This is a genomic window from Stenotrophomonas sp. ZAC14D2_NAIMI4_7, assembly GCF_003086675.1.
GTDB lineage: Bacteria > Pseudomonadota > Gammaproteobacteria > Xanthomonadales > Xanthomonadaceae > Stenotrophomonas.
The window spans coordinates 1,960,372-1,975,331 of record NZ_CP025995.1 but is presented as its reverse complement, the minus strand read 5'-3'; the positions used below and the strand labels follow the sequence as shown (position 1 = coordinate 1,975,331).

The window sequence follows — 14,960 nt, the reverse complement described above, 5'->3', positions numbered from 1 at the left end:
TTCCGTTGATGACATCGCGCACGCAGTGTCGCCCGGCAGGTACGGACCGTTGGTCCGCACGCCCCCATCAACGGTGGCGCATTTCCAGCACATCGCGGGCGTCCTGCAGCGACAGGCCCCGCGCGCGCAGCAGCACCAGCAGGTGGTACAGCAGGTCGGCCGATTCCCCCAGCAATGCGTCATCGTCCTGCGCCACGGCGGCCAGCGCGGTCTCCACGCCCTCCTCGCCCACCTTCTGCGCGATGCGGCGGATGCCGCCTTCGAACAGCGAGGTGGTGTAGCTTCCCGCCGGTCGCTGCGCATCGCGCACGGCCACCAGCTGGCCCAGCCCGCCCAGGAAATCCTTCGGCGCGCCGTCGAAACAGCTCTCCGCGCCGGTGTGGCAGGTCGGGCCTGCCGGGCGCGCCAGCACCAGCACGGTATCTGCATCGCAGTCCACGCTGATCGACTGCACCGCCAGCACGTGGCCGGACTGCTCGCCCTTGGTCCACAGGCGCTGCTTGCTGCGGCTGTAGAAGGTCATGTGCCCGGTCACCTGGGTGATGTGCAGCGACTCGGCATTCACATAGCCCAGCATCAGCACCTGCAGCGTGTCGGCATCCTGCACCACGGCCGGCAGCAGGCCATCGCCCTTGGCCCAGTCCAGGGTTTCCAGCGCCTGCGGCGACGGGCGTACTTCAATAGACATCTCGAACCTCGATCTGTTGCTCGCGCAGGTAGCGCTTCAAATCCGCAATGGCAATGGCGCCACTGTGGAACACACTGGCGGCCAGTGCACCGTCCACGTCGGCCTGGTCGAAGGCCTGGGCGAAGTGTTGCATCGCGCCGGCACCGCCGGAGGCAATCAGCGGCACGTTGCAGACTGCACGCGCCTGGCGCAGCTGCGCCACGTCGTAGCCACGGCGCACGCCGTCGCTGTCCATGCAGTTCAGCACGATTTCGCCGGCACCGCGGCGCTGCGCGTCCACGATCCAGTCCAGGGTGCGCAACGGCACCGCCTGGGTCTTGCTGGGGTCACCGCTGAAGCGGCGCACGCGCCACTCGCCATCGGGCTCGCGCACCGAATCCACGCCGACCACCACGCACTGCACGCCGAATTCGTCGGCCAGTTCGGTGATCAGCTCGGGGCGGCCCAGCGCCGGCGAGTTGATCGAAATCTTGTCGGCACCGGCAAACAGCACACGGCGCGCGGTTTCCACGCTGTCGATGCCACCGGCCACGCAGAACGGAATGTCGATCAGGCGGGCGATGCGCTCGATCCAGCCCACGTCCACCGAACGTGCTTCCGGGCTGGCGCCGATGTCATAGAACACCAGCTCATCGGCGCCCTGGTCGCGGTAGCGCTGGGCCAGTTCGGCGATATCGCCCATGTCCACGTGGTCGCGGAAGCGCACGCCCTTGACCACGCGGCCATCGCGCACGTCCAGGCAGGGAATGATGCGGCGACTCAACATGCCAGTGCCTCGCCCAGGTCCATGCGCTGTTCCAGCAGCGCCTTGCCCAGGATCGCGCCGCCACAGCCGGCCGCGCGCGCCTCGGCCACGTCGGCCACGCTGCGGATGCCACCGGAAGCCTGCACGGCCACGCCCGGCAACAGCGCGGCAAGGTGCGCATACAGGCTGATGTTCGGGCCGGCCAGCATGCCATCGCGGGCAATGTCGGTGCACAGCAGGTGGGCCATGCCGGCCTGCGCGTAGCGCTGCGCCAACGCATCCAGGGTGACCCCGGCGTTCTCGGTCCAGCCATGCACCGGCAGCTGCCACTGGCCCTGCGCGTCCTGGCGCGCATCCAGGGCGATGGTCAGGCGCTGCGGACCGAACTCAGCCAGCCAAGCGATCACGGTGTCCGGCTCGCGCACGGCCAGCGAACCCACCACCACGCGGCCGGCGCCTGCGTCGAGGATGCGCGCCACATCGTCGCGGCCGCGCACGCCGCCGCCGGTCTGCACCTGCAGCGACGTCTGTGCGCGGATCACCGCCAGCAGGGGCGCCAGGGTGTAACCGCCCGCTCGCGCGGCATCCAGATCGACCAGGTGCATCCACTGCGCGCCCTGCCCGGCAAAGGCCTGCGCGCGCGGCAGCGGATCGTCGCCGTAATGGGTTTCCTGCGCATAGTCGCCCTGACGCAGCCGCACCACGCGGCCATCACGGATATCCAGCGCGGGGTAGACGGTGAAGCTCATGCAGCGGTGCCCTCGAGGAAATTGCGCAACATCTGCGATCCGGTCTCGCCGGAACGCTCGGGATGGAACTGGGCGCCGAAGTAGCGGCCCTGCTCCACCACGGCGGTGAACAGGCCGCCGTGATCGCAGGCGGCCACGGTGTGGGTGTTCAGTGGCGCGGCGTAGCTGTGCACGAAGTACGCGCTGGCACGCTCGGGCACGCCCTGCAGCAGGGTCGATTCGCGCAGCGGCAGCAGCCGGTTCCAGCCCATGTGCGGCACGCGGATCCCGCACGCCGGCACCAGCTTGCGGACCACGCCGGGAATCAGCCCCAGGGTGTCCACGCCCGCCTCTTCCGAACGATCAAACAGCAGCTGCATGCCCAGGCAGATGCCCATCAACGGCACTTCCAGGCGCCGCAATGGTTCCACCAGGCCCTGCGCGTGCAGGCGCTGCATGCCCGGTGCGGCCGCACCCACGCCGGGCAGGATCACCCGCTGCGCACCGGCAAGGCCTTCAGCATCACGCACCAGCCGCACCCGCGCGCCCAGGCGTTCCAGTGCGTAGCGCACCGAGCCCAGGTTGGCACCGCCGGCATCGATCAGCGCGACCTCGCTCACAGCGCCCCCTTGGTGCTGGGCAACGCCGTGCCCTGGCGGGCCAGCGCCGGGCGCAGCGCGCGGGCCAGCGCCTTGAAGCACGCCTCGACCTTGTGGTGGTCGTTGTCACCGCGCACCTGCAGGTTCAGGTTCAAACCACTGGCATCGCACAGCGAACGGAAGAAGTGCGGCACCAGTTCGGTCGGCATGTCGCCCACGCGCTCGCGCTTGAACTCGCCTTCGAACACGAAGTACGGGCGGCCGCTGAAGTCCAGCGCGGCGCTGGCCAGGGTCTCGTCCATTGGCAGGGTGAAGCCATAGCGGCCGATGCCGCGCTTGTCGCCCAGTGCCTCGCGCAGCGCTTGGCCCAGCGCCAGGCCGGTGTCCTCGATGGTGTGGTGCTCGTCGATGTGCAGGTCACCTTCAGCCTGGATATCCAGGGCGAAGCCGCCGTGCTTGCCGATCTGCTCCAGCATGTGGTCGAAGAACGGCAGGCCGGTGGCGATGTGCGCATCCCCGGCACGGTCCAGGTCCAGTTCGACGCGGATCTTCGTTTCCCTGGTGTTGCGCTGGACCACGGCGGTACGCGGCGCATCGGCCAGCACGTGGGCGATACCCGGCCAGTCCCACTCGCCCCCGAACTGTTCGGTGCGCAACTGGAACCCGCGGATGTTGAGGTTGTCGGCGAACTGCACGTCGGTGATGCGATCACCGACCATGGCCGAGCGCGACCAGTCGATGCTGCGGTCCTGCAGGTAGGCGGTCATCAGCCCGATGGCCGGCTTGCGCGTGGGCGCATTGTCCTGCGGCCAGCTGCAGTCGATCAGCACGTCACGGAACACGATGCCCTGGCTTTCAAAGATCTGCAGCATCAGGTCGTTGGGGCCATCGAAGCTGGCGCGGGGGTACGCCTCGGTGCCCAGGCCATCCTGGTTGGTGACGATGACGAACTGGTAGCCGGCATCGCGCAGCTTCAGCAGCGCCGGAATGACCTGCGGCACGAAGCGCAGCTTCTCGTACGCGTCGATCTGGAAGTCCGCCGGCTCCTCGATGAGGGTGCCGTCGCGGTCGATGAACAGAATGGGGGTCATGCAGCGGCCCTCCGAGCCGACAGGGCCGCGAGCACGCGGTCGTTCTCTTCGCGCGTGCCGATGCTGATGCGCAGTGCATCGCCCAGCTGCGGCGCGGCGCGCTGGTCACGCACCACCACACCGGCCGCCAGCAGGGCATCGAATGCGGACTGCGCATCGCCAAAGCGTACCAGCAGGTAGTTGCCAGCCGAGGGGTACACGCGGCGCACGCCGGGCAGGTCCGGCAATGCCGCGAACAAACGTTCGCGTTCGGCAATGACGGTGGCCACGCGCTCGGCGGTACGCCCCAGTGCGGCCGGCTGCAGGGCCTGCACGGCCAACTCGGCACAGGGAGTCGGCACCGGGTACGGGGCCTGGCAGCGACGCAGCACGGCAATCAGTTCCGGCGCGGCGATCAGGGTGCCGATGCGCGCGGCCGCCAGCGCGTGCGCCTTGGACAGCGTGCGCAGCACGGCGAGGTTGGCGTGCGCGGCCAGCAGCGTGGTCGCCGACGCGCGCTGCGCGTACTCGACGTAGGCCTCGTCGACCACCACCAGGGCCTGCCCGCGCAGCGCGGTGGCCACGCGTTCTATATCGGCCAGATCGATATCGCTGCCGGCCGGGTTGGACGGCGCACACAGGAAGACCAGCTTGGCGCCCTGCGCCTGTGCCGTGTCGATGATCGCGTCGAGATCGGCGCGCAGGCCGACTTCGCCGTCCACCAGCGGCACGTCGATCAGCGGCGCACCCTGCAGCCGCGCGCAGACCGCATACATGCCGAACACCGGCGAGGTCACCAGCACACCGTCGCGGCCGGGCACGCACAGGGCGCGCACCAGCAGGTCGATGGCTTCATCACTGCCACGGCCGACCAGCAGCTGCTGCGGCTGCACGCCGTACAGCGCGGCCAGACCCTCGCGCAGTGCCAGCGGTTGCGGTTCGGGATAGCGGCGGCTGCTGCCGGCGGTATCGGCAGGATTGGCCCAGGCCGACTCGTTGGCGTTCAGCCAGACATCGCCCTGCACGGCCGCGCTGCGCGCCGAGCTGTAGCCCGCGAACGCCTGCAGGTCCGGGCGCACCAGCGCCAGCACGTCATCGATGGCAGCGCTCATGCGGCGGCCTCCATGCGCAGAGCCACGGCACGCTCGTGCGCGTCCAGGCCCTCGGCACTGGCGATGATGCGCGCGCAGCCGCCAACCGCCGCCAGGCCGGCCGCGCTGGCGCTTTGCACGCTGATCAGGTTCTGGAAGCTGGCCACGCTGACACCGCTGTAGGCACGCGCGGCACCTGCGGTGGGCAGCACGTGGTTGGTGCCACTGCAGTAATCGCCCAGCGCTTCCGGGGTGTAGTCGCCCAGGAACACGGAGCCGGCGGCCTGCACCTGCGGCAACCAATCGCGCGGTTCACGCAGCGCCAGGATCAGGTGCTCGGGTGCGTAGCGGTTGCTGATGGCAAAGGCCTCGGCCAGCGCCTCGACCTGGATCAGGCGCGAAGCAGACAGCGCCTGCCGCGCGATCTGCTGCCGCGGCAGCAGCGCGACCTGGCGCTCCACTTCGATTTCAACGGCCGCCAGCATCGCTGCATCGTCGGTCAGCAGCAGCACCTGCGAATCGGGGCCGTGCTCGGCCTGCGACAGCAGGTCCGCTGCCACGAACGCCGGATTGGCACCGGCATCGGCAATCACCAGCACTTCCGACGGGCCGGCCGGCATGTCGATGGCAGCCGCACCGTCCTGCGCCACCTGCTGCTTGGCCTCGGTAACGAAACTGTTGCCCGGCCCGAACAGCTTGTCGCAGGCCGGAATGCTGGCCGTGCCATAGGCCATCGCGGCGATGGCCTGCGCCCCGCCCAGCTTGAACACGCGCTGCACGCCGGTCAGGCGCGCGGCCACCAGCACGGCCGGATCGGCACTGCCGTCGGCGCGCGGCGGCGTGCACAGCACCACCTGCGGGCAGCCTGCCAGTTGCGCGGGTACGCCCAGCATGAGCGCGGTGGACGGCAGCGGTGCGCTGCCGGCGGGCACGTACAATCCAACGCGGCCGATCGGTCGCAGCATGCGCTCGCAGACCACGCCCGGCGCGGTTTCCACCGCATAGCCCTGGCCCATGCCGGCCTCGTGGAAGCGGCCAATGCGCTCGGCGGCCTCGACCATGGCCTGGCGCAGCTCCGCCGGCACGGCCGCTTCGGCGGCGGCGAATTCCTCCTGGGATACTTCGAATGATGGCAGTTCCACGCCGTCGAAACGGGCGGTGATGGCGCGCAGGGCGGCATCGCCGTCGGCGCGCACCTGCGCGATCAACGCAGCCACCGCATCGCGGGTCTGTTGGGCCACGGTCTGCACCGGACGGGTCAGCGCCTCGCTGCGTGCGGCTTCATCAAGTTGCGACCAGATCAGACGATTCATGCCAGCGACCGCTCCACGCTCAACACCATCAGGCCCTGGGCGCCGGCGCGCTCCAGTTCTTCCATGCGCTGCCAGGTCAGCGGACCGGGGCACATGGTCTGCAGGCGCAGCGCGCCTCCATCGGCAGGCAAACGCACCAGCGGCTCGGCATCGGCCAGCAGCTGGGCCAGTGCATCCACCCGGTCTTCGCTGGCGCGGAACATCAGCAGCTTGCGGTCCTGCTTCTGCACCACGCCATCCAGGCGGCGCAGCAGCATGCTGCGCAGGCCGGCGCGGGCATCGTCGGGCACGCGCACGGCACCAGCCAGCACGGCCTCGCTGTCCAGCAGGTTGTGCACGGGCGTGAGCTGGTTGGCGCGCAGCGTGGCGCCGCTGGAGACCAGGTCGCAGATCAGGTCGGCGGTGCCCAGGCGCGGGGCGATTTCCACCGAACCGGACAGTTCCACCACCTGCGCATCCACGCCCTGCTCGCCCAGCCACTGCTTGAGGATGGCCGGGTAGCTGGTGGCGATGCGGGTGCCGGCCAGCTGCGCCGGCCCGCTCCATTCCCACTCTTCGGGCACCGCCAGCATCAGCCGGCACTGGCCGAAGCCCAGCCCGCGCAGGGCCTGGTAGGCGTCGGGCAGGCCGATCTGGCGGCGCGCGGCGGCCTGTTCGTCCAGCTCGTTGCGGCCGACGATGCCCAGGTCGCACACGCCGTCGGCGATCAGGCCGGGAATGTCGTCGTCGCGCACCAGCAGCAGGTCCACCGGCAGCGATTCGCCGTAGCAGAACAGCTTGTCGCGGCTCTCGCGCCAGCTCAGGCCGCAGGCGCTGAGCAGGTTGCGGGCGGGTTCGGCCAGACGGCCGCTTTTCTGAATGGCGATGCGCAGCCGGTCACGTGCCGGCGCTGCCTGGGTTGCACTCATGGGGGAAGTCTCGAAGTTCGGAACGGGGCGCGGATCAGCGCGAAGCAAGGCGGTCGATGGCGGCGGCATAACCTCGATGGCCATGCTCGAGCGTGCGCGCCACCCGTCCGGTGGTGGTCACGCTGACCCCGGTGCGCTCGTGGATCTCGCGGTAGGGCACGCCCTGCTGCAGCAGGGGGACGACCTTCCAGCGGTCGGCCATGGCTTCCAGTTCGGCCGGGGTGCAGAGGTCGCGCAGGAAGGCGAGCACCTGGTCGGGTTCGCGCAGGGCGGCAAAGGCCTGGGCCAGGGAGTCGAGGTCGGCCTGCGGGTCTTTGGCGGCGATGTCGGGGCGGGCTTTCACGGGGAGGATTTCTTGCATCAATGTAATAGCGCGCTAGTACATTAACGCATTCTTGCGCAGTGCGTCAAATCGTGGGTTGGTCGTGGCAGGGCTGCGCCCTGCACCTGCCAAAGCAGAAGCCAGAGCCGAAGCAACGGCAAAAGCTGGGTTACTGAGGGTTGGGGGGTGGGTCCGGTTGAGGGGGACGGCGTAAACACGCCCCCTCAACCGGACCCACCGCGCCTTCGACAGTTTCCTGCGAGCTGTTGGAAGAGCCCGGGGTCCGAACAGGCTTTTGTAGAGTCGAGCCATGCTCGACTGCTTTTCCTGGAAACGAAAACGCCCACCGGGTGGTGGGCGTTTCGTGGACCGTCTCGGTGCTGCCGTGGGCAGTCACATCACCTTCGACTGTTCCAGCTCGACCTGCAGGGTGCTGGCCAGTTCGTCGCGCGAGACTTCGAACTGCTGCTCGCGCACCAGGTCCTTCACCGCCACCACGCCGCGCGCCAGTTCGTCCTCGCCTGCCAGCACCACGAAGCGGATGCCGGCCTTTGCCGCGTACTGGAACTGCTTGCCGATCTTCTTCGGCTCCATCTGCACTTCGGTGTTGATGCCACCGCTGCGCAGGCGGCGGGCGATGTCCAGCGACTGCGCCATGCCCTGCTCGTCCATCAGCGCCACCAGCGCCTGCACGCTGCTGGCCTCGATGCCGTCGATCAGGCCGGCTTCGCGCAGCTGCCAGAACAGGCGCGACAGGCCGATGGAAATGCCCACGCCCGGCAGCTTGGACTTGCTGTAGTGGCTGGCCAGGTCTTCGTAACGGCCGCCCGAGCAGATCGAGCCGATCTGCGGGTGGTCGGTCAGCGTGGTTTCGTACACGGTACCGGTGTAGTAATCCAGGCCGCGGGCGATGGAGAAGTTCAGGCAGTACGCGCTTTCCGGCACGCCCAGCGCCTGCACCAGCTGCAGCACTTCGCGCAGCTCGGCCACGCCGTTGCGCAGGGTTTCCGACGATGCGGCATTGGCTTCCAGGGCAGCCAGCTGGGCCAGCGCATCGGCATGGCCCTGCGACCGCACAGCCACGAACGCCAGGATCTTCTCGACCTGTTCGGCCGGAATCCCGAAGCCCTCGCCCACCAGCGTGTCGCGCACGTAATCGGCGCCGCGCTTGTCCAGCTTGTCCACTTCGCGCAGCACGGCCAGCTGGCGCTCGCCCTCGGCCACGCCCAGGCTTTCGAAGAAACCGCGCATCAGCTTGCGGTTGTTCAGCTGGATGCTGAAATCACCGATGCGCAGCTCGGAGAACACGGCGTGGATGACGGCCAGCACTTCGGCGTCGTAGCGCACGCTCAGGCTGTCCTTGCCAATCACGTCGATATCGCACTGGTAGAACTCGCGGAAGCGGCCACGCTGGGCACGCTCGCCGCGGTACACGCGCTGCATCTGGTAGCGACGGAACGGGAAGGTCAGCTCGTGCTCGTGCTCGGCCACGTAGCGGGCCAGCGGCACGGTCAGGTCGAAACGCAGCGCCATCTCCGGCAGCGAACGGTCGCCCGACTCGGCCGCATTGGCCAGCGCACCGGTGGACTGCACGAAGTACACCTGGCGCTCGGTCTCGCCGCCGGACTTGGTCAGCAGCACATCGGACAGCTCGAACACCGGGGTTTCCACCGGCAGGAACCCGAAGCGCTCGTAGTTGCGGCGGATGACGTCCAGCATGCGCTGGAACGCAATCTGCTCGCGCGGCAACAGTTCAAGGGTGCCGGGCGGGGTACGGGGCTTGATCACGGGGCAAACTCCTGCAGGAACGGGAACGTGGGAGGGGGCGACATTCTAGCGCCCCGCATCGCTCAGGCGCCGATCAGGGGCCGTCTGGCCGCATGAAGTATCATAAGGCCCTCCCCCGCCCGCGATCTGCCCCTGCACCATGTCCCGGCCCGACGGCGCCCTGCCCGCTGATCCCTCCTCCGCTGCGTCGTCCTGCACCACGCTGGACTGCCTGCACTGCTCGGTGCGGCATCTGGCGGTGTGTTCGGCGCTGTCGCCCGACGAGGTGCAGGCGCTGGAACAGGTTACGGTGTCGCAGCAGGTGGCCGTGGGCAGTACGCTGGCCCGCAGCGGCGAAGAGCGCCTGCATGTCTATACATTGACTGCCGGTGCGCTGCGCCTGGTGCGCACCCTGGCCGATGGCCGCCGTCAGATCAGCGGCTTCGTGCTGCCCGGCGATTACCTTGGCCTGAGTGGCAGCGACCACCACCGCTACGATATCGAAGCCATTGCGGACAGCCGCGTGTGCCGGGTAGCGATGCCGCAGATGCGGGCCCTGCGCGGGCGTTACCCGCACCTGGAGCGCAAACTGCTGCAACGCGCCTGCCAGGAACTGGACGCCGCTCAGGACGCCGCGTTGGCCCTGGCCCGTCTGCAACCGTCAGAGAAACTGGCCGATTTCCTGCTGCGCCTGGCCGCACGCGAGGCCCGTCTGGGCGGCGACGGCCTGCGCGTGCAGCTGCCGATGGGCCGCGGCGATATCGCCGACCATCTGGGCCTGACCATGGAAACGGTCAGCCGCACCTTCACCAAGCTGCGCCAGCAGGGCCTGATCGCCCTGCCCCATCTGAACGTGGTGGAGATCCAGGACGAAGACGGCCTGCGTGCGCTGGCCGGTGACGGGCTGATGTGACCGCGGCCGCCGGGCATGGCCCGGCGCCGTTTGATCAACGCAACAACCGCTCGCGCAACGCGTTGTAATCGGCCGGCAACGGCTCGGCATGCACCGGGCGCTGCAGCAGCGCATCCAGTGCCGGCGGCACCGCCACCGCTTCACCGATCAACGGCTCCACGACCGCCTCGAACTTGGCCGGGTGCGCCGTGGCCACCACCGCCCAGTCACCCTTGGCACCGCGCACGCGCAGATCGCGCAGCACCTTCACTGCCGTGGCCGTGTGCGGGCAGAACAGTTCGCCATGGCTGGCATGTTCGCTGGCGATGGTCGCGCGGATCGTCACATCATCCACGCTGAACGCACGGAACGCTGCACGCAGTTCGGCGTCGTCCTCGTTGTACAGCCAGCGCAGGCGCTCGAAATTGCTGGGCGCGCCGACATCCATGGCGTTGGCCACGGTGGCCACGCTGGCCTGCGGCTGGTAATCGCCACCGTTGAAGTAGGCCGGCAACACCGCATTGGCGTTGGTGGCCAGCACCATCTGCCCGATCGGCACACCCAGCGCCCGCGCCAATACGGCCGCCATCGCATTGCCCAGGTTGCCGGTCGGCACCACCAGGTTCAGGCGGCGCCCGCTCTGCGCATGGTGCACCAGCGCGGCATGGGCGTAGTAGCTCATCTGCGGCAGCAGGCGGCCCAGGCTGATGCTGTTGGCCGAACTGAGCGGCAGGTGCGCCTGCAGCGCGGTGTCGGCCAGCGCCTGCTTGGCCATGGCCTGGCAGTCATCGAACGAACCGGCCACCCGCAGCGCCTGGATGTTGTCACTGAAGCAGCCCAGCTGGTGTGCCTGGCGCGGCGAGACGCGGCCGTCGGGATACAGCACCACCACGCGCACGCCCGGCTGCTGATGGAAGGCCGCGGCCACGGCCGCACCGGTGTCGCCGGATGTTGCCACCACGATGGTCAGATCGCGGTCCTTGCCGGCCTGCAGGCGCGACAACGCACCGGCCAGGAAGCGCGCGCCGATGTCCTTGAACGCGGCCGTGGGCCCATGGAACAGCTCCAGCACATGGTCGCCATTGCCCAGCGCACGCAGCGGCACGGGGAAATCAAAAGCCTGCCGGCAGATTGCCGGCAGCGCATCGGCCAGCGCATCACCGGCGAAGAACGGTGCCAGCAGATCCGCTGCGGTGTCGGCCAGGGTTGCGCCGGCCTGCAGCACACGCGGCGACGGCAGGCGCTCGGGCACGTACAGGCCGCCATCGGGGGCCAGCCCGGCGGCAATGGCCGCACTCAGGCCAACGGCAGGTGATTGGCCGCGGGTCGATACGAAATGCATCACGTCGGTTTCCAGAAGGGGGGAAGGATTCAGCACAGGTGGGCTCCCGGTGCATCGAGCGGCGAGACCCAGGCCTCGCTGTCCAGGCCGGCAGCCGCGAACGCGGCACGCACCGGCGCCGCCGCGGCCCGCGCGCGGTCGGCATCGTCGAACCAGGCGAACACGCTGGGGCCGGCACCGGAAATGCCGGCGCCCATCGCCCCCGCCGCCAGTGCCGCCTCCTTGGCGGCATCGAAGCCGGCAATCAGGCCGGCGCGTCGCGGCTCCACCAGCACATCACGCAGGCCGGCCCGCACCAGCTCCGGATCACTGCGATGGCAGCCGCTCAGTACCAGTGCCAGGTTGGCACTCTGCGCAACGAACTCGCCCAGGGCATAGCTGCCCTGCAGCGCCTGCCGCGCACGCCGCGTTTCCAGCACGGCCTGCGGGTGCACCAGCAGGCTGTGCCAACTGGCCGGCACCGGCACCGGCACCAACCGGTCGGCGGTGCACAGCGCCAGCCCGCCCAGCAGCAGCGGGCCCACGTTGTCGCCGTGGCGGCCGCCACTGGCCACCGCTTCGCCATCCAGCGCATGCGGGTACAGCGCCGCGCGTGGCAGCGGCGAATCCAGCAACGCGTTGGCCGCCACCAATGCAGCCACGCACGAGGCCGCCGAACCGCCCATGCCCGAGCCGAACGGAATGCCCTTGTCGATTTCGATGGCGAAGCCGAACTCCAGGCCCAACGCTTCACGCAGCGACATCAGCGCCGCACCGGCGGTGTTGCCGGCTGCGTCCAACGGCAATGCAACTTCGCTGCCGCGGATCGCATCGATGCGCACCAGCGGGTCGACGATGCGACGCACGGTTACCGTATCGCCCACCCCGGCAATGGCGTGGCCGAGGATGTCGAAGCCCACGGCCACGTTGGCCACCGAGCCCGGCGCGAATGCACGTGCGATCACAGCCGCGCTCCTTCACCGGCGGCCACCCGCAGCAGGTCGGCAAACACGCCGGCGGCGGTCACTTCCGGGCCAGCGCCCGGGCCCTGCACCACCAGCGGGTTGTCGCAGTAACGGCGGGTACGGAACTGCACCACGTTATCGGTCAGCCGCAGGTTGGCAAAGGCGTGCTCGGCCGGCAGCTCCTGCAGGCCCACCGACGCACCATCGGCGCCCAGCCGCGCGACATAGCGCAGCACGGCACCACGCTGGCGCGCGGCCTGCAGGCGGGCCAGCAGTTCTGCATCCGAGTCGCCCAGGCGCGCCATGAAATCGTCCACGCTGCCCGCGCGCAGTGCCGTCGGCACCAGGCTTTCCACCTGCACCTGTTCCAGGCTGAGCGCATGCCCGGCCTCGCGGGCCAGGATCACCAGCTTGCGCGCCACGTCCACGCCGGACAGGTCATCGCGCGGGTCCGGTTCGGTGTAGCCCATCCCACGTGCCTGCGCCACCAGTTCCGAGAACGGCTGGCTGCCGTCGAAACGGTTGAACAGCCAGGCCAGCGTGCCGGAGAAGATGCCTTCGATCGCCAGCACTTCATCGCCGGTGTCCACCAGGTCGCGCAGCGTGGTGATCACCGGCAGGCCTGCGCCCACCGTGGCTTCATAGCGGAAGCGCGCACCACTGGCCGCGGCCGCCGCGCGGATGCGCTGGTAGCGCGCCAGCGGCCCGGCGCCGGCCTGTTTGTTCGGGGTCACCACGTGGATGCCGGCAGCCAGCCAGTCGGCATAGCGCTCGGCCACCTCGGCACTGCCGCTGCAGTCGATCACCACGGCATGCGGCAGGTGCGCGGCCAGCAGGTGTTCGGTGAAGGCATCCAGATCACTGGCCTGGCCGCTATCATTCAGCGCGGCACGCCAGTCGGCATGCAGCACCTCCGCTTCCAGGCGCATGCGCGAGCGTGAGGCCAGCGCACGCACGCGCAGATCGACATTGGCCTTGGACAGCAGCTGCGGCCGCGCGGCCAACAGCTGGTCCAGCAAGGCCGCACCCACGTTACCCGGACCGATCACGCCCACCGCGAAGGTCTGCGGCGACAGCCAGAATCCTGCATGCGCAGCGCGCAACGCACGCGGCGCATCGGCGCTGGACACGGCCACGGAGATATTGCGCTCGGACGAGCCCTGGGCGATGGCCAGGATGTTCACCTGGGCGCGGCCCAGCGCTTCGAACAGGCGCGCGGCCACGCCCGGCTGGCCGGCCATGCCGTCACCCACCGCGGCCAGCACGCTCACTTCGTCGCTCACCTGCACCCGCTGCACCTGCCCCACCGACAGTTCGTGGGCAAACGCCTGCAGCAGCGCCTCGCGGCCACGCGCGGCCTCGGCGCCGCGCACCACGCAGCAGATCGAATGTTCCGACGACCCCTGCGAGATCATCACCACCGATACATGGGCCTGGCGCAGTGCAGAGAACACCCGTTCGGCGGTACCCGGCACGCCCATCAGGCCGGTGCCTTCCAGGTTCAACAGGGCCAGGCCGGGGCTGAGCGTCAGCCCCTTCACCGGCCCACGCGGCGAGCGCTCGGCACTGATGCGCGTGCCCGGATGCAGGGGCTGGAAGGTGTTGCGGATGATGATCGGCATGCCCAGGCGGATTGCCGGCGACATCGTCTGCGGGTGCACCACCTTGGCGCCGAAGTAAGCCAGTTCGCAGGCTTCGTCGTAGCTCAGCGCTTCCAGCTGCACCGCCTCGGGCACCAGCCGTGGGTCGGCCGACAGCACGCCGTCCACATCGGTCCAGATATGCAGCTCATCGGCGTTGAACAAGGCGGCGAAGATCGCGCCGGAATAGTCGCTGCCGTTGCGGCCCAGCGTGGTGATGCGATCCTGGCGGTCACGTGCCACGAAACCGGTGGCCACCACCCGCGCCTGCGGGTGCTGCAGGCGCCAGTTGGCCAGCCGGTCGGCGCTGGCCTCCCAGTCCACGTCCACGCCCAGTTCGCCGTGCCCGACCACCAGCACGTCGCGCGCATCCAGCACCGCGCAGTCCTCGCCCAGCGCCCGCAGGTGGCTGCCCAGCAGCTGCGCGGAAAACACTTCGCCCAGGCCCTGCACGCGGTCCAGCACCTCGCGCGGCAGTTCGCCGATCACCGCCAGTGCGGCCAGCACATCGGCCAATTGGTCAAAGCGCGCGTCGATCCATTCCACCGTCTCGCCCACCTGCTCGCCCAGCAGCGCCACGGCCGCGCCGCGGTGCCGCGCACGCACCGCATGCCAGGCATCGCGCCAGCCGGCGTCGCCGCGCGCGGCCAGCTGGGCCAGTTCGATCAGCGCATCGGTCACGCCCTTCATGGCCGACACCACGGTGACCTGCAGTGCTTCAGGGCGGGCCAGCAGCAGGCCGGCTACGTGGCGATAGCGCTCGGCATCGGCCACCGACGTGCCGCCGAACTTGTGCACGACAGTAGACGGCGCGGCCAGATCGAGGTGGGCAGCGGAATGGGCGGGGGCGTTGGCGGACATGCAGACCTCATTGGGAGGCCCCGTCGCATGCAGGTGTCGAGTTTCCCCGC

14 protein-coding genes are annotated in these 14,960 nt (G+C 69.4%); 1 reads left to right on the top strand and 13 read right to left on the bottom strand.

What is annotated here, in order from left to right:
- Nucleotides 1–67 precede the first annotated feature (67 nt).
- The 10 genes from hisIE to hisS form a co-directional block, all read right to left on the bottom strand.
- On the bottom strand, nucleotides 68–688 hold the full coding sequence (gene hisIE / locus C1922_RS09190) for a bifunctional phosphoribosyl-AMP cyclohydrolase/phosphoribosyl-ATP diphosphatase HisIE (RefSeq protein WP_108749466.1): 621 nt from the start codon (nucleotides 686–688) through the stop codon (nucleotides 68–70).
- Nucleotides 678–1,454, bottom strand: a complete 777-nt coding sequence (hisF, locus tag C1922_RS09185; RefSeq protein ID WP_108749465.1) for an imidazole glycerol phosphate synthase subunit HisF — start codon at nucleotides 1,452–1,454, stop codon at nucleotides 678–680. The genes hisIE and hisF overlap by 11 nt, the downstream gene beginning before the upstream one ends.
- Nucleotides 1,448–2,182, bottom strand: a complete 735-nt coding sequence (gene hisA, locus C1922_RS09180) for a 1-(5-phosphoribosyl)-5-[(5-phosphoribosylamino)methylideneamino]imidazole-4-carboxamide isomerase (protein ID WP_108749464.1) — start codon at nucleotides 2,180–2,182, stop codon at nucleotides 1,448–1,450. Before hisA ends, hisF begins: the two co-directional genes overlap by 7 nt.
- Nucleotides 2,179–2,781 (bottom strand): imidazole glycerol phosphate synthase subunit HisH, encoded by a 603-nt coding sequence (gene hisH, locus C1922_RS09175; RefSeq protein ID WP_108749463.1) that lies wholly within the window; start codon nucleotides 2,779–2,781, stop codon nucleotides 2,179–2,181. Before hisH ends, hisA begins: the two co-directional genes overlap by 4 nt.
- Entirely contained in the window at nucleotides 2,778–3,851 is a 1,074-nt protein-coding gene (hisB, locus tag C1922_RS09170) for a bifunctional histidinol-phosphatase/imidazoleglycerol-phosphate dehydratase HisB (RefSeq protein ID WP_108749462.1), read from the bottom strand. The genes hisH and hisB overlap by 4 nt, the downstream gene beginning before the upstream one ends.
- Nucleotides 3,848–4,942, bottom strand: coding sequence for a histidinol-phosphate transaminase (hisC, locus tag C1922_RS09165; protein WP_108749461.1), 1,095 nt, complete (start codon nucleotides 4,940–4,942; stop codon nucleotides 3,848–3,850). Before hisC ends, hisB begins: the two co-directional genes overlap by 4 nt.
- On the bottom strand, nucleotides 4,939–6,234 hold the full coding sequence (gene hisD, locus C1922_RS09160; RefSeq protein WP_108749460.1) for a histidinol dehydrogenase: 1,296 nt from the start codon (nucleotides 6,232–6,234) through the stop codon (nucleotides 4,939–4,941). Before hisD ends, hisC begins: the two co-directional genes overlap by 4 nt.
- Complete coding sequence (hisG, locus tag C1922_RS09155; protein ID WP_108749459.1) at nucleotides 6,231–7,142, bottom strand: ATP phosphoribosyltransferase; 912 nt, start codon at nucleotides 7,140–7,142, stop codon at nucleotides 6,231–6,233. Before hisG ends, hisD begins: the two co-directional genes overlap by 4 nt.
- Nucleotides 7,143–7,176: 34 nt before the next feature.
- Entirely contained in the window at nucleotides 7,177–7,485 is a 309-nt protein-coding gene (locus C1922_RS09150) for a YerC/YecD family TrpR-related protein (protein ID WP_108749458.1), read from the bottom strand.
- A gap of 372 nt (nucleotides 7,486–7,857) precedes the next feature.
- A complete protein-coding gene (gene hisS / locus C1922_RS09145; RefSeq protein WP_108749457.1) occupies nucleotides 7,858–9,252 on the bottom strand; it encodes a histidine--tRNA ligase in 1,395 nt (464 codons plus the stop codon).
- 139 nt (nucleotides 9,253–9,391) lie between these two features.
- Between hisS and C1922_RS09140 the strand changes: the two genes are divergently transcribed.
- The gene (locus tag C1922_RS09140) at nucleotides 9,392–10,144 is read left to right on the top strand and encodes a helix-turn-helix domain-containing protein (RefSeq protein WP_108749456.1); all 753 of its coding nucleotides are present in this window, start codon (nucleotides 9,392–9,394) and stop codon (nucleotides 10,142–10,144) included.
- 34 nt (nucleotides 10,145–10,178) lie between these two features.
- On the opposite strand, the gene thrC is transcribed toward C1922_RS09140, so the two are convergent.
- From thrC to thrA, 3 genes are read right to left on the bottom strand one after another with little or no spacing between them, the layout of a single operon-like run.
- Nucleotides 10,179–11,465 (bottom strand): threonine synthase, encoded by a 1,287-nt coding sequence (gene thrC / locus C1922_RS09135; RefSeq protein ID WP_108749455.1) that lies wholly within the window; start codon nucleotides 11,463–11,465, stop codon nucleotides 10,179–10,181.
- Between the two features lie 29 nt (nucleotides 11,466–11,494).
- On the bottom strand, nucleotides 11,495–12,409 hold the full coding sequence (locus C1922_RS09130) for a homoserine kinase (RefSeq protein ID WP_108749454.1): 915 nt from the start codon (nucleotides 12,407–12,409) through the stop codon (nucleotides 11,495–11,497).
- Entirely contained in the window at nucleotides 12,406–14,910 is a 2,505-nt protein-coding gene (gene thrA / locus C1922_RS09125) for a bifunctional aspartate kinase/homoserine dehydrogenase I (protein WP_108749453.1), read from the bottom strand. The genes C1922_RS09130 and thrA overlap by 4 nt, the downstream gene beginning before the upstream one ends.
- Nucleotides 14,911–14,960: the final 50 nt, after the last annotated feature.

Coding starts and splice junctions, on each gene's coding strand:
- hisB (WP_108749462.1), bottom strand. CDS start 3,851: ATGACCCCCATTCTGTTCATCGACCGCGACGGCACCCTCATCGAGGAG.
- hisIE (WP_108749466.1), bottom strand. CDS start 688: ATGTCTATTGAAGTACGCCCGTCGCCGCAGGCGCTGGAAACCCTGGAC.
- hisG (WP_108749459.1), bottom strand. CDS start 7,142: ATGAGTGCAACCCAGGCAGCGCCGGCACGTGACCGGCTGCGCATCGCC.
- hisC (WP_108749461.1), bottom strand. CDS start 4,942: ATGAGCGCTGCCATCGATGACGTGCTGGCGCTGGTGCGCCCGGACCTG.
- thrC (WP_108749455.1), bottom strand. CDS start 11,465: ATGCATTTCGTATCGACCCGCGGCCAATCACCTGCCGTTGGCCTGAGT.
- hisD (WP_108749460.1), bottom strand. CDS start 6,234: ATGAATCGTCTGATCTGGTCGCAACTTGATGAAGCCGCACGCAGCGAG.
- hisF (WP_108749465.1), bottom strand. CDS start 1,454: ATGTTGAGTCGCCGCATCATTCCCTGCCTGGACGTGCGCGATGGCCGC.
- hisA (WP_108749464.1), bottom strand. CDS start 2,182: ATGAGCTTCACCGTCTACCCCGCGCTGGATATCCGTGATGGCCGCGTG.
- C1922_RS09140 (WP_108749456.1), top strand. CDS start 9,392: ATGTCCCGGCCCGACGGCGCCCTGCCCGCTGATCCCTCCTCCGCTGCG.
- thrA (WP_108749453.1), bottom strand. CDS start 14,910: ATGTCCGCCAACGCCCCCGCCCATTCCGCTGCCCACCTCGATCTGGCC.